The organism is Paraburkholderia sp. A1RI-2L, from assembly GCF_048957375.1.
Lineage (GTDB): Bacteria > Pseudomonadota > Gammaproteobacteria > Burkholderiales > Burkholderiaceae > Paraburkholderia.
In genome coordinates this window covers 1,398,534-1,419,510 of the sequence record NZ_JARBTA010000001.1, presented here as the reverse complement: position 1 = coordinate 1,419,510, position 20,977 = coordinate 1,398,534, and the positions used below count along the sequence as shown (strand labels likewise).

Here is a 20,977-nt window from a genome sequence, read left to right as displayed (position 1 = left end):
CGCGCCGGATTCACCACCAGCGCCAGAAGTGATGCACCGGGCCGACGCCATGGCCTACGTCGAGCCGCTCGCTCGCTTCGAGCGCTCCGGTGAGATACGTCTTCGCTTGCGTGACGGCCTCCGCGAGCGTCGCATGCTGCGGCCACAGCGCGGCGATCGCCGAGGAGAGCGTGCAGCCCGTGCCGTGCGTGTTCGTCACCGGCACGCGCGGCCCGCCCAGACGCAGCGTCCCGCCGGCTTCGATCAGCCAGTCGGGGCTGTCTGCGCCGCCCAGGTGGCCGCCTTTCATCAGCACGGCTTGCGCGCCGAGCGCGCGCAGCGCCTCGCCTTGCTCGACCATCGCGGCTTCATCGGCGGCCGGCGTCACGCCGAGCAGCGCCGCGGCCTCGGGAAGATTTGGCGTGACGACGCCCGCGAGCGGCAGCAGTTCCTCGCGCAGCGCCGTCACGGCCTCGGGCGCGAGCAACGCGTGATTGCTCTTCGAAATCATCACCGTGTCGAGCACGATGCGCGGCGGCCGGTAGCGGCGCAGCGCATCGGCGATGGCGCGCACGATCGATGCGTTGGCCAGCATGCCGATCTTCACGGCGTCGATGCGGATGTCCTCGAACACGGCGTCGAGCTGCGCGGTGACGAAGCCCGCATCGGGCGCGTGGATGGCGGTAACGCCGCGGGTGTTCTGCGCAGTGAGCGCGGTGATGACGCTCGCGCCATAGGCGCCGAGCGCGGAGAAAGCCTTGAGGTCGGCCTGGATGCCTGCGCCGCCGCCCGAGTCGGAGCCGGCGATCGTGAGGACGTTGGAAATCGGTGAGGTCATGGCGGCGTCGCTAATGTGCCGCGCGCCGGGCCCGCAGGCCACCGCCGCGCGGGCGCGGGATTCAGTGGCGATGATTTTCGCCGATCAGCGCGACCGAGTCGAACGAGCGCTGATTGGCCTGGTGGCGTCGCATCACGAGCCACATCATCAGGCAGACGAAGGTGCCGAACAGCACGATCACGATGGTCACCGGCACATCGAGCCAGACGAGCACGGCGTAGAGGCACAGCATCACGAGCACCGAGAGGTTCTCGTTGAAATTCTGCACGGCGATCGAGTGGCCGGCGGAGAGCAGCACGTGGCCGCGATGCTGGAGCAGCGCGTTCATCGGCACGACGAAGAAACCCGAGAGCGCGCCCACCACCATCAGGAAGATATAGGCGAACACGAGATAGCCCGGGATGCGCATATGGCCGACATGCAGGCCCCAGTGCGGCGGAAACAGGCTGCGCGTGTAAAACGCCATGAGCATGACGGCGATGCCCATCATGATGCCTACTGGCAGCACCGAGAGCGACTTCTTGAGCGGCACGCGCGCGGCGGCGATCATCGCGCCGGCGGCGACGCCCACGGCCACCACGGCTTGCAGCACAGCGCTTTCCGAGAGCGACATGCCGAGCGACACTTCGGCCCACTTGAGTACGATGAATTGCAGCGTCGCGCCGGCGCCCCAGAACAGCGTCGTGACCGCGAGCGAAATCTGGCCGAGCTTGTCGCGCCAGAGCGTGTTGAAACACTCGGCGAAGTCGGTGATGAGGCGGATCGGCCCGTGCTGCTGGCGCGGATAGCGCGCGCCGGTGTCGGGGATGCGCAGATTGAAGAGCGCGGCGATCACGTAGATGACCATGATCACGAGCATCGCGGCTTCGGCGGGGGTGCTGATCGAGGCGGGCGTGTGGCGAATGATGTGGGCGGCGATATGCGGGCTGATCAGCGCGCCGCCGAGCACCGTGCCGAGGATGATCGAGCCGACCGTGGTGCCTTCGATCCAGCCGTTGGCGGCCACGAGGCGCTCAGGCGGCAGCAGTTCCGTGAGAATGCCGTACTTGGCCGGCGAATAGGCCGCCGCGCCGAAGCCGACCACCCCATAGGCAAACAGCGGATGCGTGCCGGCGAGCATGATGGCGCAGCCCACGACCTTGATCGTGTTCGTGATGAACATGACCTGGCCCTTGGGGCGGGAATCAGCAAAGGCGCCGACGAATGCGGCAAGAACGACGTAGGAGAGGACGAAGAACAGCTTGAGCAGCGGCGTCATCCAGTTCGGGGCGTGGAGGTCTTTCAGCAGTGCGATTGCAGCGATGAGGAGCGCATTGTCGGCCAACGACGAAAAAAACTGCGCGGCCATGATGGTGTAAAAGCCTTTTTTCATCTGATGCGATGCTTTCCTCGCTGCGGTCCGTCCGCCCCGGACGGGTGGGAGGCATCCGGGCTTTATTACGTTCGAAATGGGTTGTGCGCAGGGCTTTATATCACGAAAATAGCGTGATTCGGACTAGCACATTCCTTGACCGCCTGTCAGACGGGCCTGACGGGTGCTGAAATCACCCTGTAAGGTCCTGATTCAAAAGCGTCTTTGCGAAAAAATCCCATGCCTCGCCCCCTTTCCGCCACGATTCATACCACCGCTCTCGCCAATAATCTCGCCGTCGTCCGCAAATACGCGCCGCAGTCGAAAATCTGGGCCGTGGTCAAGGCCAATGCCTACGGGCACGGGCTTGCGCGCGCTTTTCCCGGCCTGCGCGCGACCGACGGTTTTGGCCTGCTCGACCTCGAAGAGGCGGTGAAATTGCGCGAACTGGGCTGGGCCGGGCCGATTCTGCTGCTGGAGGGCTTCTTCCGGCCGACCGACATTGACGTCATCGACCGCTATAGCCTCACCACGGTGATCCATTGCGACGAACAAATGCGCATGCTCGAAATGGCGCGTCTGTCCAAGCCGCTCAATGTTCAGCTCAAGATGAACAGCGGCATGAACCGGCTCGGCTACACGCCGGAGAAATACCGTGCGGCGTGGGAGCGGGCGCGCGCTTGCCCCGGCATCGGCCAGATCACCTTGATGACGCACTTTTCGGACGCCGATACGCCGCGCGGCATCGGCGCGCAGATGGCGGCGTTCGAGCGCGGCGCGCAAGGCATCGCGGGCACGCGCAGCCTTGCGAACTCGGCGGCCACGTTATGGCATCCCGAATCGCATTTCGACTGGGTGCGCCCCGGCATCATTCTGTATGGCGCTTCGCCTTCGGGCGTGGCCTCGGCGCTCGATGGCGTCGGTTTGCAGCCGGCCATGACGCTCGCCTCCGAGATCATCGCCACGCAGACGATCGCTGAAGGCCAGAGTGTCGGCTACGGCTCGATCTTCACGGCGCGCCAGCCGATGCGCATCGGCGTGGTGGCCTGCGGCTACGCGGACGGCTATCCGCGCGTCGCGCCCGAAGGCACGCCCGTGATCGTCGAAGGCGTGCGCACGCGCGTGGTCGGGCGCATCTCCATGGACATGCTCACGGTCGATCTCACGTCGGTGCAGGGCGCGGGTGTGGGCGCGCGCGTCGAGCTGTGGGGCACGAATTTGCCTATCGACGATGTCGCGCAAGCATGCGGCACGATCGGCTACGAGCTGATGTGTGCGGTCGCGCCGCGCGTGCCGGTTCGCGCGGAATAAACCCACCATGGCAAAAAGCATGGCGAAGGCGAAGACGCTCTATATCTGCACCGAATGCGGCGGACAGGCGCCGAAATGGCAAGGACAGTGCCCCGCGTGCGGCACGTGGAACACCCTGGTCGAGAGCGTTGCGGAGCCGGCCGGCAATCACCGCTTTCAGGCGCTGGCAAAGAGCGCGCCGGTGCGGCGTCTGGCCGATATCGAGGCGTCCGACGTGCCGCGCTTCACCACCGGTGTCGGCGAGTTCGATCGCGTGCTGGGCGGTGGTCTGGTCGCGGGCGGCGTGGTGCTGATCGGCGGCGATCCGGGCATCGGCAAGTCCACGCTGCTCCTGCAGTCGCTCGCGCAGATCGCGGCCGAGCGGCGCGCGCTCTACGTGAGCGGTGAGGAGTCGGCGGCGCAAATCGCGTTGCGCGCGCAACGGCTTGCCTTGCTTGATCCGGGCTCGAAGGCGAGCGAGCTGCAATTGCTCGCCGAAATCCAGCTCGAAAAAATCCAGGCGACCATCGAGGCCGAAAAGCCCGACGTCGCCGTGATCGACTCCATCCAGACCATCTATTCCGAGGCGCTCACCTCCGCGCCCGGGTCGGTTGCACAGGTGCGCGAGTGCGCCGCGCAGCTCACGCGCATTGCCAAGCAGTCAGGCACGGCCATCATCATGGTTGGCCACGTGACGAAGGAGGGCAATCTCGCGGGCCCGCGCGTGCTGGAGCACATCGTCGACACGGTGCTGTACTTCGAGGGCGACACGCACTCGTCGTTCCGGCTCGTGCGCGCGTTCAAGAACCGCTTCGGCGCGGTCAACGAGCTGGGCGTGTTCGCGATGACCGAGCGCGGGCTGCGCGGCGTGGCCAATCCGTCGGCGCTGTTTCTCTCGCAGCACGAGCAAAGCGTGCCGGGCTCCTGCGTGCTGGTGACCCAGGAGGGCTCGCGGCCGCTGCTCGTGGAAGTGCAGGCGCTCGTCGATACGGCGCAGGTGCCCAATCCGCGCCGCCTCGCGGTCGGGCTGGAGCAGAACCGCCTCGCGCTGCTGCTGGCGGTACTGCATCGCCATGCCGGCATCGGCTGCTTCGATCAGGATGTATTCCTGAACGCGGTGGGCGGCGTCAAGATCACCGAACCGGCCGCCGACCTCGCCGTGCTGCTTTCCATCCACTCATCGATGCGTAACAAGGCGTTGCCAAAGGGCCTGATCGTATTTGGCGAAGTGGGGCTCGCCGGGGAGATCCGACCCTCGCCGCGCGGGCAGGATCGCTTGAAGGAAGCGGCCAAGCTCGGCTTTACGTGTGCGCTGATTCCCCGCGCCAATGCGCCGAAACAGCCGATCGAGGGATTGAACGTCATCGCCGTGGAGCGGATCGAGGAAGCCATCGACCGCGTGCGCGAGCTCGAGTAGGGCCGGCGCGCCGCCGCGGTCTGGCGCGTAATGATTGGTAACAACCCTGGTACGCACTGTAACCTTTTCGTTTCGTGATTTCCCTATGCTTTCGCGATGCTCAACCCGCATCCAGCGGAAAGGATAGCGACTTGAAACAGACAGAATCGTCCATCGGCATCGGCGGTAGCTCGATCGTCGTGCGCGGCTGCCGGGTCTCCGAGCCGCTCTTGCAGCCTTGGGGCAGTAGCTGTCGCATCGTCGAGTGGATCGACAGCGACGGCCGCATTTCGCGTCAGGTGGTGGCTGGCAACGTGACCGCGGCTCAGGTGCGCAGCACCATCGCGCATCATGTGGAAGGCCGCAAGCACGTGCTTTACGACGACGAGCGCTCGCCACGTCAGACTTTGCCGCGTCGTTAGGCCGGAGCCTGCAGCTCGGCTTCGCACCGTTCAATCTTCATTGTGAAAATGGGCGCTTGATGCTCCGCTTCGGAGCCGGCAAGCGCCCGTTTTCATTTACGGCTTCTTCAGTCAGCCCCAAGGACCATAGTTGAACGGCTTCTTGCCGGGCGCCTGGCCGGCTGGCGCGGGGTTGCTCCCAGCCGTTGCGGTGGGCGCGGCCGTACCCTGACTGGTTGTGTTGCGCGCAGTGGCCTCGCGCTGGGCAGCGGCGTCGTCGAGCAGGGCTTGCAGCACCTCGGGGTTGAACAGTGGGTGGTTGGCAGCCTCGCCGGGCTTGAGGACGGGGGAGACGCAACAATCGATCACCTCTAGCCGGTCGATCCACGTCTGCAGCGTTTCGCTCGCGATGAGCGCGGCCAGTTCGCGCGTGAGCGCCGCTGCGTCCGCCCCGCCTGGCGTCTGGCCGAGGCTCCAGTGCCGCTGGGCCCAATCCTCGCGCCCAATGGCCGTGCACAGCGTTTGCCAAAACTTCAGTTCGAGCGCACCCACGGCGAGCCAGCGCTCGTCCAGCGTGCGGTACAGGTTGTAGCAGGGCACGCCGCCATTGAGCAGGCCGCCGCCGGGCTGGAGCGCCGCTGCGTCGTCGTTGGCGAGTGCGACGTGAGCCATCACGTTGTGCGCATGCGCCTGGTGCGCCATCGAAACATCGACGAAACGGCCTTCGCCGCCACGCGCCACGTGCCAGAGCGCGGCGAGGATCTGCGAGAGCGCGGCTTGCGCACCGCCGAGCAGGTCGGCGATCTGGAAGTTCGGCAGCACGGGCTCGCCTTCATGCGTGGCGATCTGGTCGAGCACGCCCGCGTACGCGATGTAGTTCAGATCGTGGCCGGCCCGGTCGGAGAACGGCCCGTTCGCGCCATAGCCGGTGATCGCGCAGTAGACGAGCTTGGGATTATTCGCGCGCAAGGTATCGTAGCCGAGGCCGAGCCGCTCCATCACACCGGGGCGGAAGCTCTCCACGAGCACATCGGCATCGCGCGCGAGCGCGAGCAAGACGGCGCGGCCGCCTTCCGATTTGAGATCGAGCCGCGTCTCGCGCTTGCCCCGGTTGACGAGCCGGTAGAACGCGCCTGGCCGGCCCGCGATTTCGTCCTCGGCGCTTTGCATCATGTTGCGCGCTGCGTCGCCGGCGCCGGGCGGTTCGATCTTCAGCACGTCGGCACCCATTTCCGCGAGGCGCAGCGTGGCTACGGGGCCAGGCAGGAGGCGGGTCAGATCGAGAACGCGCAGGCCCTGCAATGCGGGGGGGATCGACACTCGATTCGACACTCGTTTGCTCCTGATTAGCGCCTGACAATGGGGATGACCGTGGGGGCGCCGATTGCGTCAGCCGATCTGCTCAAGCTCCTCGTGCGCGCCGAGCCAGTCGGCTTCGAGCGTTTCGAGGCGCGCCTGGACTTCGGCTTGACGGCGGATCGCTTCGGTCAGCCGGGTCTTTTGCGCCGGCTCATAGCTGGCCGGGTCGGCGACGAACGCGTCCAGCGTGCCTTTCTCGGCATTGAGTGCATCCATCTCCTTTTCTATCTTGCCGATTTTCGCCTGCAATGGCTTTTTCAGGTGCGAGAGCCGCTGGCGCGTCTCCGCTTCCTGGCGCCGTTGCTCCTTGCGGTTCACGGCGTCGCCCGTGTCGCCATCCAGCGCATTTGCCGTGCCGAGCGCCGCGCTCTTGATGGCTGCGCGCTGTTCGGCGGCGTGCTGGAGCAGCCAGTCGCGGTAATCGTCGAGATCGCCGTCGAACAGTTGCAGGCGATGCTTCGCCACCAGCATGAACTGGTCGGTCGTGGCGCGCAGCAAATGCCGGTCGTGCGACACGAGGATCAGCGTTCCTTCGAATTGCGCGAGCGCCATGGTGAGCGCGTGGCGCGTTTCCAGGTCGAGGTGGTTGGTCGGCTCGTCGAGCAGCAGGAGGTTCGGCTTCTGCCAGATGATGAGCGCTAGCGCGAGGCGTGCTTTCTCGCCGCCCGAGAATGGGGCAATGGGCGCCGTGGCCATCTCGCCCGGAAAGTTGAAGCCGCCCAGGAAGTCGCGCAGTTCCTGCTCGCGCGTGTCGGGCGCGAGGCGCGCGAGGTGCTGCAACGGCGTGTCGTCCGGGCGCAGCGTTTCCAGTTGATGCTGCGCGAAATAGCCGATCTGCAGGCCCTTGCCGGTGCGTAATTCGCCCGAGAGCGGCGCGAGCGTTGCGGCAAGCGTCTTGATGAGCGTGGACTTGCCTTGTCCGTTCGCGCCGAGCAGGCCGATGCGCTGGCCGTTCTGGATCGACAGCGCGACGCCCTCGACGATGGGCGTTTCGCTGCCGTCGTCGGCACGGTAACCGCAGCGCACCCTGTCCATCACGAGCATCGGATTGGGCGCGGAGTCGGGCGTGCGGAACTCGAACGTGAACGGCGAGCTTGCGTGCGCGGGCGCGATCAGCTCCATCTTCTCCAGCGCCTTGACGCGGCTCTGTGCCTGGCGCGCCTTGGTGGCCTTTGCCTTGAAGCGGTCGATGAAGCTTTGCAGATGCGCGACGGTCTTCTGCTGCTTTTCGTAGGCGCTTTGCTGGAGCGCCAGCTGTTGTGCGCGCAGGATTTCGAACTGCGAGTAGTTGCCGCCGTAGCGTTTGACCTGCTGGTTTTCCAGATGCAGCGTGACGTTGCAGACGGAATCGAGAAACTCGCGGTCGTGCGAGATCACGACCAGCGTGCCGGGGTAGCGGTGGAGCCAGTCTTCGAGCCAGACGATCGCGTCGAGGTCGAGGTGGTTAGTGGGTTCGTCGAGCAGCAACAGGTCCGAGCGGCACATCAGCGCCTGGGCGAGGTTCAGGCGCATGCGCCAGCCGCCCGAGAAGCTCGCCACCGGTTGCTGCGTTTGCTCCATGGTGAAGCCGAGGCCCAGCAGCAGCGCCTCGGCGCGCGCGGGCGCGGTGTAGCCGTCGGCGTCAGCGAAGGCGGCGTGCGCCTCGGCCTCGGCCGCGCCGTCGTGGGCCGCGGAAGCAGAGGCGATGCGCGCCTCGATTTCGCGCAGCGCGGCGTCGCCATCGAGCGCGTATTCCAGCGCGTTTTTCTCGACGGCCGGCGTTTCCTGCGCGACGTGGGCGATCTGCCACGACGGCGGCATCGAAAAATCGCCGGCATCCGCATGCAACTCGCCGCGCAGCACGGCGAAGAGCGTGGACTTGCCCGCGCCATTGGCGCCGACGAGGCCGACCTTTTCGCCCGGATTCAGGGTGAACGAGGTCTGGTCGAAAAGCGGCTTGGTGCCGCGGGCAAGGCTGAATTGATTGAAGCGGATCACGAGAGCGCTGGCGCGGACAAAACCGCGGATAAAACGTAAAGCGCTATTTTAACCGGGCCGGTTTTCTCACGTAGACTGGCGCTTTCGTTGGGAGAGCGAGATGTCGACGGTTTATTCGTTTTCGGCCACGCCGCTCGGTGGTGGCGCGCCAGTGAGCCTCGCGCAATACGAGGGCAAGATCATGCTGATCGTCAATACGGCGAGCGAATGCGGATTCACGCCGCAGTATCAGGGCTTGCAGAAGCTCCACGAGCAGTACGCCGCACGCGGACTCGCGGTGCTCGGTTTTCCGTGCAACCAGTTTGGCAAGCAGGAGCCGGGCGACGCCGCGCAAATCGGCGCCTTCTGCGAAAAGAACTTCGGCGTCACGTTTCCGATGTTCGAGAAGGTCGAGGTGAACGGCGCGAACGCGCACCCGCTGTACCAGTGGCTCAAGGGCGAGGCGCCGGGGCTGCTCGGCATCGGGCGGATCAAATGGAACTTCACGAAGTTTCTCGTGGGTCGCGATGGCAAGGTCGTCAAGCGCTATGCGCCCGCCACGAAACCCGACGCCATTGCTGCGGACATCGAGCAACTGCTGTAAAGGCGTACCGGCTGGCTCGTGGGCGGGCTACAGAACCGGCGCGAAGAGGCGGGCAACATGCATCGAGATCTTGCGCCACGCGTGGGCGTTGCGATATTCGCTGCGGTCGATCTCGAAGGTCTGCTCGAAGTCGTGCAGCAGCATCGCCTCGACTTCGGCGGCGAAGCCGCGGTGCACGGTCAGCACCATGATTTCGAAATTCAGGCGGAACGAGCGGTTGTCCAGGTTCGCGCTGCCGATGGCGGCGGCGGTGTCGTCGATCAGCACGACTTTCTGGTGCAGGAAGCCCGGCTTGTAGCGGAAGATGCGAATGCCCGCGCGCAGCGCGTCGTAGGCGTAGAGCGTGGATGCCTCGAACACCACGAAGTGATCGCGCCGGCTCGGGATCATGATGCGCACGTCCACGCCGCGCAGCGCCGCGAGGCGCAGCGCCGAGAACACCGCTTCGTCGGGCACGAGGTAAGGCGTGGTGATCCAGACGCGTTTTTTCGCGGCGTTGATCGCCTCGACGAAAAAGAGCGAGCAGGTTTCCTGACGATCGGCGGGGCCGGTGGGCATCACGAGGCAGTGCATGTCGCTGCGCTCGCGCGACTCGACTCGCGGCTCGATTCGCTGCATCAGGGCGGGCGGTTCGCAGCCGGGCAGTTCCTGGGTGACCCAGTACCAGTCTTCGGTGAAGGCGAACTGAATGTTGGCCACCACCGGGCCGCGCACCTCGATATGCGTGTCGCGCCACGGCGAGAGCGGCGCCTTTGCGCCCAGATATTCGACGCCTACGTTATGGCCGCCCACGAACGCGCGCTCACCGTCCACCACCACGATCTTGCGGTGGTTGCGGAAGTTGAGCTGGAAGCGGTTGACGAAGCGGCGCTTTGTCGAGAACGGATGCACTTCGATGCCGCCCGCACGAAGCTCGTGCACGTAGCGCGCCGGCAGGTCGAAGCTGCCGATGCTGTCGTAGAGGAAAAGCACGCGCACGCCGCGCGCGGTGCAGGCGAGCAGCGCGTCCTTGAGCATGTCGCCGAGCGCGTCGGCGCGCACGATGAAGAACTGCACGATCACGTAGCGGCGCGCTTGTTCGATCGCGTCGAAGATCGCAGAAAACGTGGCTTCGCCATTGACGAGCGTACGCACCGTGTTGCCCGCCACGAGCGGCATGCCGGCCAGGCGCGAGAACGAGCGGATCATGCGCGTGCTCAGTTCGTCGACGGGCCAGTCGGCCGTATTGGCCAGTTCGTCATCGGGGCCGCCGGGCGGGCGCCAGGCGGGCATGTGCGCGCGCGTGCGCAAGGTTTCGTTGCGTAGACGCCGTGCGTCCGCATAGCCCTCGAACTTGCTACGGCCGAGGAACAGATAGGGGATCAGCGTGAAGTAGGGCATCGTCGCGAGCGAGACGGCCCAGGCGATTGCGCCTTGCGAGGTGCGCGTATTGAGGATGGCGTGGCAGGCGGCGATCAGGCCGAGCAAATGGGTGATCGCGAGCAGAATGCCCAGAGTTGACCAGTCGAATCGCATAAAGGCGCGGGACGCTCCTGAAGCCGTGCGGCGCAGCTGCGAGTGCGAGCCGTGCGAACCGCGTAAGCCGGGAAACATTCATCTTACCGAACCCTGTCGCGCCGCGGCGAGTCTGCTTGCACGCCGGCATTGCGCTAATCGGGAGCGCGTGAGGGCGCGCCGCGGCCCGGCAGCGTTCCCGAGTGCATTCGAGCGCTGCCGGACCGCTATTTCCCCATGCTCAGACCGGCAGGTCAGCGGCCTGGATCAGGAACACCTGGTCGTCGCCCGCGCTCGTCGAGAGCCAGACGAGTTCGAGGCCGCCGAACGCGGCTTCCACGTTCGCGCGCTCGTTGCCGATTTCGACCACGAGCACGCCGTCGTCGGTCAGCCAGTTACGCGCTTGCCCGATTATGCGGCGCACGATATCCATGCCGTCCGCGCCGCCCGCGAGCGCCATCTCCGGCTCGTGGCGGTACTCGGGCGGCAGCGCCTGCATCGATTCGGCGTTCACGTACGGCGGATTCGTGATGATCACGTCGTAGCGGCGCTCGGGCAGCGGCGCGTACAGGTCGCCTTCGAAGAGCGCGATGCGCTCGTCGAGACCGTGCTCGTGCACGTTGCGCGCCGCGACTTCGAGCGCGGGCGCCGAGAGGTCGACGGCGTCGATGTCGGCGTTCGGGAACGCGTGCGCCGCGAGGATCGCAAGGCTTGCGGAACCCGTGCACAGCTCGAGCACGGCGGTGACCTGCTCGGGGTCTTCCACGTAGGGCTGCAAACCGTCTTCGAGTAGTTCGCCGATGAACGAGCGCGGCACGATCACGCGCTCATCCACGTAAAAGCGCAGGCCGTGCATCCACGCTTCCTGCGTGATGTAGGCGGCCGGCACGCGCTCGTTGGCGCGGCGCTCGATCACGGCGAGCACCTTGTCGATTTCCTCGGGCGCGAGGCGCGCGTCGAGAAACGGATCGAGCAGGTCGAGCGGCAGATGCAGCGTATGCAGGATCAGATACGCGGCTTCGTCGTAGGCGTTGGTCGAGCCATGGCCGAACGCGAGATGCGCGGCCGAAAAGCGCGAGACGCCGTAGCGCAGCAGGTCGCGCACGGTGGAAAAGGTCGTGGCTAGTGAATGGGGCATGTCATTGACTCCAGCAATAGGCCGCTCAGGCGATCAGTTGTTCCAGCACGCGACGGTACACGTTCTTGAGCGGGTCGACGAATTTTACTTCGATATGCTCATCGATCTTGTGGATGCTGCCATTGGGCGGTCCGAACTCCACGACCTGCTCGCACATGCGCGCGATGAAACGGCCATCGGACGTGCCGCCCGTGGTCGACAGTTCGGTTTTCACGCCGGTCTCGCCGAGGATCGCCTGTTCGAGCGCATCCGAAAGCGCACCGCGCGGGGTGAGGAAGGGCAGGCCGCTCACGCTCCAGTGCAGATCGTATTCGAGGCCGTGCTTGTCGAGAATCGCATGCACGCGCTTTTGCAGGCCTTCCACCGTGCTCGCGGTCGAAAAGCGGAAGTTGAACATCACGTCGGCATGGCCGGGGATCACGTTGGAGGCGCCGGTGCCGCTATGGATGTTGGAAACCTGCCAGGTGGTAGGCGGGAAGTACTCGTTGCCGTCGTCCCATTTTTCGGCGACGAGGTCGGCTAGCGCGGGCGCGAGCAGATGCACCGGATTCTTCGCGAGATGCGGATAGGCAATGTGGCCCTGCACGCCCTTCACGACGAGCTTGCCCGACATCGATCCGCGCCGGCCGTTCTTCACGCAGTCGCCGAGCGTGTGCGTGGAAGTGGGCTCGCCCACGATGCAGTAATCCATCTTTTCGCCGCGCGCCTGCAGCGCTTCGACGACCTTGACGGTGCCGTCAGTGGCGGGGCCTTCCTCGTCGCTCGTGATGAGAAAGGCGATCGCGCCGCGATGCTGCGGATGCGCGGCAACGAACTCTTCGCTCGCCACCACGAACGCCGCGAGCGAGGTCTTCATGTCGGCGGCGCCGCGTCCGTAGAGCTTGCCGTCGCGGTGCGCGGGCTCGAACGGCGGCGAGCTCCATTGCTCGAGCGGGCCGGTGGGCACTACGTCGGTGTGGCCCGCGAAGGCGAGCAGCGGGCCCGCGGCGCCGCCCGTGCCGCGCTTGACGGCCCACAGGTTGGTCACGCCGTTGGATTCGATCGTTTCGCACGCGAAGCCGAGCGCGCCGAGGCGTTCGGTCATGATGCGCTGGCAGTGCTGGTCGTCGGGCGTCACGGACGCGCGGGCGATCAGGGCTTCGGTAAGGGCGAGGGTGGCGGACATGAATGAACCACTTTCAATAAAAATGCCGGCACCGCTGATCGAACAGGGGCCGGCAACAGCAACGGAAAACCGTTTCAGGCGAACGGCGCTTTTCTCAAGCGAACAGCGCCTCGTATTGTTCGGCGGAAAAACCCAGCGTCTTCACACGGCCATTCACGGCCACGACCGGCCGCTTGATGATCGACGGCTTGTGGATCATCAGCGCGATCGCGCCGGCGGTCGTGTCGGCTTCGGCCTTGTGCACGTCGGACAGGCCGCGCCAGGTCGTGCCGCGCTTGTTGATGAGCAGATCCAGAGACACATCCTTGAGCCAGTCCTGGACCAGCGCATTCGACACGCCGGCCTTCTTGAAGTCGTGGAATTCGAACTCGATACCGTGCTCCTCGAGCCACACGCGGGCCTTCTTCACGGTGTCGCAGTTCGGAATGCCGTAGACGACGACGGTTTTTGCGGCCTTCGCCATCAGTCGCCTCGCAGCAGCTCGTTCAGGCCGACCTTGGCGCGCGTCTTCGCGTCGACCTTCTTGACGATCACGGCGCAGTAGAGGCTGTGCGAGCCGTCCTTCGAGGGCAGGTTGCCGGCCACCACGACCGAGCCTGCCGGAATGCGGCCGTACGAGACTTCGCCGGTTTCGCGGTCGTAGATCTTGGTCGACTGGCCGAGGTACACGCCCATCGAGATGACCGAGTTCTCTTCGACGATCACGCCTTCCACGACTTCCGAACGCGCGCCGATGAAGCAGTTGTCTTCGATGATGACGGGGTTGGCCTGCAGCGGCTCCAGCACGCCGCCGATGCCCACGCCGCCCGAGAGGTGCACGTTCTTGCCGATCTGCGCGCACGAGCCGACAGTGGCCCACGTGTCGACCATCGTGCCCTCATCGACATAGGCGCCGATGTTGGTGTACGACGGCATCAGCACGACGTTCTTCGCGATGAACGAGCCGCGGCGCGCGATGGCCGGCGGCACGACGCGGAAGCCGCCCGCGGCGAAGTCTTCGGCCGTGTAGTTGGCGAACTTCGAGGGCACCTTGTCGTAGAACTGACTGTAGCCGCCGGCGGGCATCGGCACGTTGTCTTCCAGGCGGAACGACAGCAACACGGCCTTCTTCACCCATTGGTTGACGACCCAGTCGCCGTCCTTCTTCTCGGCGCAGCGCAGCGCGCCTTTGTCCAGCTCGGCGATGACGTGGGCGACGGCTTCGCGCACGTCGTTCGGAGCCGACTTGGGCGAGAAGTCGGCGCGGTTTTCCCAGGCGGTGTCGATGATCTGCTGAAGTTGTTGCGACATGATGGTGGTTTCGTATGAGTTCAAGTGCGATGACTCGCGCATCCGGGGACGGGCGCGCGTACGTAGATGGCTTTACTGTTACTGCTTGAGCGAGCGGCAGAACTCGACGATGCGCTGCGCGCCCTCGATGCACTCCTCGACGTCGGCGACGAGCGCCATGCGGACGAAGTCTTTGCCGGGATTCGCGCCATGCGCTTCGCGAGCGAGGTACGAGCCGGGCAGAACCGTCACATTATAGTCGGCGTAGAGGCGCTGGGCGAACGCGGTATCCGTAAGGCCAGTGCGCGCGACGTTGGCCCACAGATAGAACGCGGCGTCGGGCAGTTTCACGTCGAGCACGTCGGCGAGCATCGGCGTCACGGTCGAAAACTTCTGCAGGTACTTCGCGCGGTTCTCGCGCACGTGCGCCTCGTCGCCCCAGGCCGCGATGCTGGCGGACTGCCAGACCGGCGACAGCGCCGAGCCGTGGTACGTGCGGTAAAGGAGAAACTGCTTGAGCAGTGCCGCGTCGCCCGCGACGAAGCCCGAGCGCATGCCGGGCGCGTTCGAGCGCTTTGAGAGGCTCGAGAGCATGATCAGACGCTCGAAGCCGCGGCCGAGCTGGTGCGCCGCTTCCAGGCCGCCGAGCGGCGGATGTGTTTCGTCGAAGTAGATTTCCGAGTAGCACTCGTCGGAGGCGATCACGAAGCCGTAGCGCTCGGAGAGCGCGAACAGCTCGCGCCAGTCCTCGAGGGTGAGCACGGCGCCCGTCGGATTGCCCGGCGAGCAGACATAGAGCAACTGCGTGCGCGCCCAGACCTCTTCGGGGACCTGCGAATAATCGCAGGCGAAGTTGCGGCTGGGATCGCTGTTCACGAAGTACGGCTCGGCGCCCGCGAGCAGCGCAGCGCCTTCGTAGATCTGGTAGAACGGATTCGGACAGAGTACGATCGGCCGCTTTGCCGGATCTTTTGCTCCCGCCGAGGGATTCGCCGTCGGGTTCACTACGGCCTGGGCGAGCGCAAAGAGCGCCTCGCGCGAGCCGCACACGGGCAGCACTTGCGTGTTCGCGTCGATGGCGGGCAGGCTGTAGCGCTCGGTCACCCATTTCGCGATCGCCTCGCGCAGCGCGGGGCTGCCGGCCGTGGCCGGGTAGGCCGACAGGCCGTCGAGCGAAGCGACGATGGCGTCGCGGATCAGCGCGGGCGTCGGATGTTTCGGCTCGCCGATCCCGAAGCTGATATGGCGCAGGCCGGCATTCGGCGCGACGTCCTTGAAGAGCGCACGCAGCTTTTCGAAGGGATAGGGCTGGAGAGTGTCGAGTAGCGGATTCACGGGCTTGGCGGGCGAAAGGCGAAACACGGTTGGACAGCGCGCGATGCAATGGTCGGCATATCGGCCGGCAGCGGCGGCCCGGCTTCGGCGACGATGTGATCCGATGTAACCCGGCGCGGCGATGTCGTGGCCATGATAGGGCCGGTTTCTGCCGTGCCTGGCGGCGCGATCCGGCATGGATGGCGTGGATCGCGGCGGCACGGAGCTTGTCGCGCGTCGGGGATGAAGGCTGCTGCGGCTGGAAAAGCGTCGATTATAACGTGGCGATGCACGGCCTGCGGGCGCTCCGGCGTGTGCGCAGGCAAGGCATGTGGCCCGGACCATGATCCAGAAATGCACCCGGAAGGCCCGGTGGGCGCGCTTCGGCGACGAAGCTTGCCCGGGCATGGCGCAACGCGCATACCGCACATACGGCATCGGGCAAGACAAACCGGCAGGACAGTCAGTAACAAACGAGAAGCAACAAAGGAGGAGTATGCAGTCCGAAAAGCAGCCGTTGCGCGCTGTCTTCGCGCGGGCGCGGTGTGAGAGAGCCGGGCGATGAACACGAGCCTGAAGTCCGGCTGGCCGACGCTCGCCATCATGATCGGCGCCTCGGTGTGGGGCGTGATCTGGTATCCGCTGCGCACGCTCGCTAGCCTCGGGCTGACCGGCACGGCCGCCGGAGCGGCCACTAGTGCAGCGGGGTGCCTCTTCGTGCTGTTGTTGCGCCATCGCTCGATCGCCACGGTGCGCTGGCACTGGGTGCTGCCGATGCTTGGGCTGGCTGCGGGCGTGGCCAATATGGGCTTCGTGTGGGGCGCGATCCACGGCGAAGTGATGCGTGTGCTCCTGCTGTTCTACCTCACGCCGGCATGGACGGCGATCTACGCGCATTTCATCCTGAACGAGCGCCTCACGGGGGCTGGCGCGGCGCTTTCCGCGCTGTCGCTGCTGGGCGCGGCGCTCATGCTGTGGTCGCCGAAGCTCGGCGTGCCGTTGCCGGCCAACGCGGCCGAATGGGCGGGGCTCGCGGGCGGCATGGGCTTCGCGATGAGCAATGTGCTCGTGGTGAAGACGAGCCGCGTGCTGCCGCAGATGAAGCCGGAGATGCGCACTGCCGTGATCTTTGCCGGGGCGGCGATCTGCGGCGTCGTGGCGTCGCGCTTCGAGCCGACGCCGGTGCTGCACGGCGGCGAGCCGCTGGCGCGCATCGTGCTGCTGGTGGTCGTGCTCGGGCTGCTGCTGAGCTCGAACAACATGCTGGTGCAGTACGGCCTCGCGCGCGTGCCTGCGAACCGCGCGTCGATCATCATGCTGTTCGAACTCGTGGTGACCGCGCTTTCGTCGTGGCTGCTCGCGGGTGAAACGCCAGGGCCGCGCGAGTGCGCGGGCGGCGCATGCATCGTGCTGGCCACGCTGCTATCGAGCTGGGTGCACCGCGCGCAGGACGCCAAAGCGGGCGGGAGGCACGAGCAGCACGCGAGCGCCGATGCCAGCGTGATTGCCCACGCGCAAGCGTGCCCGATCGACGAAAGCGGCGAAGGCGACGATGCCGACGGCGGGACCCATGACGCCGGCGACCCCGGAGCTTCGCCGCGCAGCGGGCAGAAAGGCGCGCGCACGATGGTATGATTGCCGCTGATCCTCGCCGGGCGGGCGCGCACACAGTGCTTCGCGCGGCGAGCCGTGGCAGCTGCCCGAGATGTAGTGCCCGAAGTGCTGGTGTTGTGCCTGAAGTGCCCGCAGCAATCGATGCGTGACCCATGCGCGTGCGGCGCATGGCTTGCGGCGCGGGCGGTCCCGTTCACTTCCCTATTCAAACAGCGATATCGCCGTGCGTCTGACCTCGATTAAACTCGCTGGCTTCAAATCCTTCGTCGATCCCACGCATTTCCAGGTCCCGGGCCAACTCGTCGGGGTGGTCGGGCCCAATGGCTGTGGCAAATCGAACATCATCGACGCCGTGCGCTGGGTGCTCGGCGAATCGCGCGCCTCGGAACTGCGCGGCGAGTCGATGCAGGACGTCATTTTCAACGGTTCCACCGCGCGCAAGCCCGGCAGCCGCGCGAGCGTCGAACTCGTGTTCGACAACGCCGACGGGCGCGCCGCGGGCCAGTGGGGCCAGTATGCCGAGATCGCCGTCAAGCGCGTGCTCACGCGCGATGGCACCTCGAGCTACTACATCAACAATCTGCCGGCGCGCCGGCGCGACATCCAGGACATCTTCCTCGGCACCGGCCTTGGGCCGCGTGCGTACGCGATCATCGGGCAGGGCATGATCGCGCGCATCATCGAGGCGAAGCCCGAAGAACTGCGCGTGTTCCTCGAAGAGGCCGCGGGTGTCTCGAAGTACAAGGAGCGCCGCCGCGAGACGGAAAACCGTCTGCACGACACGCGCGAGAACCTCACGCGCGTGGAGGACATCGTGCGCGAGCTCTCCACCAACCTGGAGAAGCTCGAAGGGCAGGCCGTGGTGGCGACCAGGTTCCGCGAGCTGCAAGCCGAAGGCGAAGAAAAGCAGCGCTTGCTATGGCTCTTGCGCAAGAACGAAGCGGCCGGCGAGCAGCAGCGCCAGCAGCGCGCGATCGAGCAGGCGCAGATTGACCTGGAGCGGCACACCGCGCAGCTGCGCGAAGTCGAAGCGCAGCTCGAAACGCTGCGCGTCGCGCACTATTCGGCCAGCGATGCGATGCAGGGCGCGCAAGGCTCGCTCTATGAAGCGAACGCCGAAGTGAGCCGCCTCGAAGCGGAAATCAAGTTCATCGTCGAATCGCGCAATCGGGTGCAGGCGCAGATCGCGGCGCTCACCGCCCAGCGCGAGCAATGGCAGGTGCAGGCGCAGAAGGCCCAGGACGACATCGCCGATGCCGAAGAGCAGCTCGCGATGGGCGAGGAGAAGGCAGCCATCGCCGAAGAACAGGCGGCGGCGAAGCAGGAAGCGCTGCCCGCGCTCGAAAACCGCTGGCGCGACGCTCAGTCCCAACTGAACGACGAGCGCGCGGGCATCGCGCGCACCGAGCAGGCGATCAAGCTCGAAGCCGCGCATCAGCGCAACGCCGATCAGATGCTCCAGCAGCTTCAGCAGCGCCACGAGCGCCTGAAGTCGGAGGAAGGCGGGCTCGACGCACCCGACGAAGCACAGCTCGAAGAGTTGCGCATGCAACTGGCCGAGCAGGAAGAGATCCTGCACGAGGCGCAGCAGCGCCTTGCCGATGCGCAGGAAACCGTGCCACGCCTCGACGCCGAGCGCCGCGCCGCGCACGAGCGCGTGCAGGCCGAAGGCGCGCAGATCCATCAGCTCGAAGCGCGCCTCGCGGCGCTCAAGCAGCTTCAGGAGAACGTGCAGACCGAAGGCAAGATCCAGCCGTGGCTCGAGCGCCATGAATTGGGCGCGCTGCCGCGTTTGTGGAAGAAGCTCCATGTCGAAGCCGGCTGGGAGACCGGGCTCGAGGCCGTGCTGCGCGAGCGCCTGGCCGCGCTCGAAGTGTCGAACCTCGACTGGGTGAAGGCATTCGCGACCGACGCGCCGCCGGCCAAGCTCGCGTTCTACGCGCCGCCGCCCGCTGGCCCGGCGCTGGCCGCGCCTGCGGGCCTCACGCCGCTGCTTTCTCTCGTGCGCATCGACGACGCGGGCCTGCGCGCGGTGCTCAACGAATGGCTCGGCACGACGTTCGTGGCCGCCGATCTGGCCGAAGCGCTCGCGAAGCGCGCGCAGTTGCCCGAAGGCGGCGCGTTCGTGGTGAAGGCCGGCCATGTGGTGACGCGCGTGGGCGTGCAGCTCTATGCCGCCGACTCGGAGCAGGCGGGCATGCTGGCGCGCCAGCAGGAAATCGAAAACCTCACGCGTCAGGTGCGCGCCCAGGCGCTGCTCGCCGACGACGCACGTGCCGTCGCCGTGCGCGCCGAGGCCGCGCACACCCAGGCGGCCCAGGCGCTCACCGAAGTGCGCCAGCAGGCCGAACGCGCGACGCAGCGGGTGCACGCGCTGCAGATGGACGTGCTCAAGCTCACTCAGGCGCACGAGCGCTACACGGCGCGCAGCACGCAGATTCGCGAGGAACTCGAAGAGATCCGCGCACAGATCGAAGAGCAGCGTGCGCTGCGCGCGGAGTCGGAGGCGAACTTCGAGCGCCACGACGTCGAGCTCGCCGAATTGCAGGCTCGCTTCGAAGACAATCAACTGGCGTTCGAGGCGCTCGACGAGGAATTGGGCAGCGCCCGCAACGAGGCGCGCGATCTCGAGCGCGCGGCGGGCGATGCACGTTTCGCGGCGCGCAACATGGCCAACCGCATCGAAGAGCTCAAGCGCAACATCCAGGTCGCGCACGATCAGAGCGAGCGCGTGGCCGCCTCGCTCGAAGACGCGCGCGCCGAGCTGGAAACGATCAACGAGCAGACCGCGCACACGGGGTTGCAGGACGCGCTGGAAATCCGTGCGGAGAAGGAAGAGGCGCTGCGCGCCGCGCGCGCCGAGCTCGACGACCTGAGCGCGAAGCTGCGCGCGGCCGACGAGATGCGTCTTACCGCCGAGCGCGCACTGCAACCGCTGCGCGACCGCATCACCGAATTGCAGTTGAAGGAGCAGGCCGCGCGACTGAACGGCGAGCAGTTCGTCGAGCAACTGCAGGCTGCGGGCGTGGACGAAACCGCGCTGCAGGAGAAGCTTTCGCCCGACCTCAAACCTTCGTATCTGCAAGGCGAAGTTACGCGCATCAATAACGCGATCACGGCGCTGGGGCCGGTCAACATGGCCGCGCTAGACGAACTGGCCGCCGCGAAGGAGCGCAAGGTCTTCCTCGACGCGCAGTCCGCCGACCTCACGAGCGCGATCGAAACGCTCGAAGACGCGATCCGCAAGATCGACCAGGAAACGCGCACGCTGCTGCAAGGCACCTTCGACGAGGTGAACCGGCATTTCGGCGACTTGTTCCCGCGCCTCTTCGGCGGCGGCCAGGCGAAGCTCATCATGACCGGCGACGAGATTCTCGACGCCGGCGTGCAGGTGATGGCGCAGCCGCCCGGCAAGAAGAACTCGACGATCCACCTGCTCTCGGGCGGCGAGAAGGCCCTCACCGCCACGGCGCTCGTGTTCGCGATGTTCCAGTTGAACCCGGCGCCGTTCTGTCTGCTCGACGAAGTGGACGCGCCGCTCGACGACGCCAACACGGAACGCTTCGCCAATCTGGTGCGCGCGATGTCGGACAAGACGCAGTTCCTGTTCATCTCGCACAACAAGATCGCGATGGAGATGGCGCAGCAATTGATTGGCGTGACGATGCAGGAGCAGGGTGTTTCGCGCATCGTTGCGGTCGACATGGAAACGGCGGCGGGTTTCGCACAGAATACGGCCTGATGGCCACGCACGCGGCGTGCGTGTTCAGGAAGGATGAAGGGACCAGGCGCGCCGCCGGAAAAGAATT

16 protein-coding genes are annotated in these 20,977 nt (G+C 66.1%); 6 read left to right on the top strand and 10 right to left on the bottom strand.

Translation table 11 applies throughout. The features are described 5' to 3' along the window. Window positions 1–10: 10 nt before the first annotated feature. A complete protein-coding gene (thiD, locus tag PWP93_RS06625) occupies window positions 11–817 on the bottom strand; it encodes a bifunctional hydroxymethylpyrimidine kinase/phosphomethylpyrimidine kinase (protein WP_421043887.1) in 807 nt (268 codons plus the stop codon). Between the two features lie 61 nt (window positions 818–878). Beyond that, window positions 879–2,189, bottom strand: coding sequence for a lysophospholipid transporter LplT (lplT, locus tag PWP93_RS06620; RefSeq protein ID WP_421043886.1), 1,311 nt, complete (start codon window positions 2,187–2,189; stop codon window positions 879–881). A gap of 219 nt (window positions 2,190–2,408) precedes the next feature. Here lplT and alr point away from each other — a divergent pair, with 219 nt between their 5' ends. The 3 genes from alr (at window position 2,409) to PWP93_RS06605 (ending at window position 5,276) form a co-directional block, all read left to right on the top strand. Next, entirely contained in the window at window positions 2,409–3,479 is a 1,071-nt protein-coding gene (alr, locus tag PWP93_RS06615; RefSeq protein WP_421043885.1) for an alanine racemase, read from the top strand. A 19-nt stretch (window positions 3,480–3,498) separates the two neighbouring features. Continuing rightward, window positions 3,499–4,875, top strand: coding sequence for a DNA repair protein RadA (gene radA / locus PWP93_RS06610; protein WP_035531908.1), 1,377 nt, complete (start codon window positions 3,499–3,501; stop codon window positions 4,873–4,875). Window positions 4,876–5,006: 131 nt separating this feature from the next. After that, window positions 5,007–5,276, top strand: a complete 270-nt coding sequence (locus tag PWP93_RS06605; protein ID WP_421023830.1) for a DUF2866 domain-containing protein — start codon at window positions 5,007–5,009, stop codon at window positions 5,274–5,276. Window positions 5,277–5,387: 111 nt separating this feature from the next. Here PWP93_RS06605 and PWP93_RS06600 read toward each other — a convergent pair whose 3' ends face one another. Then, on the bottom strand, window positions 5,388–6,557 hold the full coding sequence (locus PWP93_RS06600; RefSeq protein WP_421045023.1) for a CaiB/BaiF CoA transferase family protein: 1,170 nt from the start codon (window positions 6,555–6,557) through the stop codon (window positions 5,388–5,390). 87 nt (window positions 6,558–6,644) lie between these two features. Continuing rightward, a complete protein-coding gene (locus PWP93_RS06595; protein ID WP_421043884.1) occupies window positions 6,645–8,591 on the bottom strand; it encodes an ATP-binding cassette domain-containing protein in 1,947 nt (648 codons plus the stop codon). A 100-nt stretch (window positions 8,592–8,691) separates the two neighbouring features. Between PWP93_RS06595 and PWP93_RS06590 the strand changes: the two genes are divergently transcribed. Then, on the top strand, window positions 8,692–9,174 hold the full coding sequence (locus PWP93_RS06590; RefSeq protein ID WP_421023832.1) for a glutathione peroxidase: 483 nt from the start codon (window positions 8,692–8,694) through the stop codon (window positions 9,172–9,174). 27 nt (window positions 9,175–9,201) lie between these two features. On the opposite strand, the gene cls is transcribed toward PWP93_RS06590, so the two are convergent. From cls to dapC, 6 genes are all read right to left on the bottom strand, one after another. Beyond that, on the bottom strand, window positions 9,202–10,689 hold the full coding sequence (gene cls / locus PWP93_RS06585; RefSeq protein ID WP_421043883.1) for a cardiolipin synthase: 1,488 nt from the start codon (window positions 10,687–10,689) through the stop codon (window positions 9,202–9,204). A gap of 220 nt (window positions 10,690–10,909) precedes the next feature. After that, on the bottom strand, window positions 10,910–11,806 hold the full coding sequence (gene prmB, locus PWP93_RS06580) for a 50S ribosomal protein L3 N(5)-glutamine methyltransferase (RefSeq protein WP_421023834.1): 897 nt from the start codon (window positions 11,804–11,806) through the stop codon (window positions 10,910–10,912). Window positions 11,807–11,831: 25 nt separating this feature from the next. Then, a complete protein-coding gene (dapE, locus tag PWP93_RS06575; protein WP_421023835.1) occupies window positions 11,832–12,971 on the bottom strand; it encodes a succinyl-diaminopimelate desuccinylase in 1,140 nt (379 codons plus the stop codon). A gap of 94 nt (window positions 12,972–13,065) precedes the next feature. After that, entirely contained in the window at window positions 13,066–13,434 is a 369-nt protein-coding gene (locus tag PWP93_RS06570) for an ArsC family reductase (RefSeq protein ID WP_035531888.1), read from the bottom strand. Continuing rightward, complete coding sequence (dapD, locus tag PWP93_RS06565) at window positions 13,434–14,261, bottom strand: 2,3,4,5-tetrahydropyridine-2,6-dicarboxylate N-succinyltransferase (protein WP_421043882.1); 828 nt, start codon at window positions 14,259–14,261, stop codon at window positions 13,434–13,436. The genes PWP93_RS06570 and dapD overlap by 1 nt, the downstream gene beginning before the upstream one ends. Before the next feature lie 78 nt (window positions 14,262–14,339). After that, on the bottom strand, window positions 14,340–15,575 hold the full coding sequence (gene dapC / locus PWP93_RS06560) for a succinyldiaminopimelate transaminase (protein ID WP_421045022.1): 1,236 nt from the start codon (window positions 15,573–15,575) through the stop codon (window positions 14,340–14,342). Between the two features lie 540 nt (window positions 15,576–16,115). Between dapC and PWP93_RS06555 the strand changes: the two genes are divergently transcribed. Continuing rightward, entirely contained in the window at window positions 16,116–17,189 is a 1,074-nt protein-coding gene (locus PWP93_RS06555) for a DMT family transporter (protein ID WP_421023838.1), read from the top strand. Between the two features lie 202 nt (window positions 17,190–17,391). Further along, window positions 17,392–20,910, top strand: coding sequence for a chromosome segregation protein SMC (gene smc, locus PWP93_RS06550; protein ID WP_421043881.1), 3,519 nt, complete (start codon window positions 17,392–17,394; stop codon window positions 20,908–20,910). Window positions 20,911–20,977 lie beyond the last annotated feature (67 nt).

Bases quoted from the DNA above. Each gene is read 5' to 3' on its own strand.
- dapD (WP_421043882.1), bottom strand. From the start codon at position 14,261: ATGTCGCAACAACTTCAGCAGATCATCGACACCGCCTGGGAAAACCGC.
- prmB (WP_421023834.1), bottom strand. From the start codon at position 11,806: ATGCCCCATTCACTAGCCACGACCTTTTCCACCGTGCGCGACCTGCTG.
- alr (WP_421043885.1), top strand. From the start codon at position 2,409: ATGCCTCGCCCCCTTTCCGCCACGATTCATACCACCGCTCTCGCCAAT.
- dapE (WP_421023835.1), bottom strand. From the start codon at position 12,971: ATGTCCGCCACCCTCGCCCTTACCGAAGCCCTGATCGCCCGCGCGTCC.
- thiD (WP_421043887.1), bottom strand. From the start codon at position 817: ATGACCTCACCGATTTCCAACGTCCTCACGATCGCCGGCTCCGACTCG.
- PWP93_RS06590 (WP_421023832.1), top strand. From the start codon at position 8,692: ATGTCGACGGTTTATTCGTTTTCGGCCACGCCGCTCGGTGGTGGCGCG.
- PWP93_RS06555 (WP_421023838.1), top strand. From the start codon at position 16,116: ATGAACACGAGCCTGAAGTCCGGCTGGCCGACGCTCGCCATCATGATC.
- PWP93_RS06570 (WP_035531888.1), bottom strand. From the start codon at position 13,434: ATGGCGAAGGCCGCAAAAACCGTCGTCGTCTACGGCATTCCGAACTGC.
- radA (WP_035531908.1), top strand. From the start codon at position 3,499: ATGGCGAAGGCGAAGACGCTCTATATCTGCACCGAATGCGGCGGACAG.
- lplT (WP_421043886.1), bottom strand. From the start codon at position 2,189: ATGAAAAAAGGCTTTTACACCATCATGGCCGCGCAGTTTTTTTCGTCG.
- cls (WP_421043883.1), bottom strand. From the start codon at position 10,689: ATGCGATTCGACTGGTCAACTCTGGGCATTCTGCTCGCGATCACCCAT.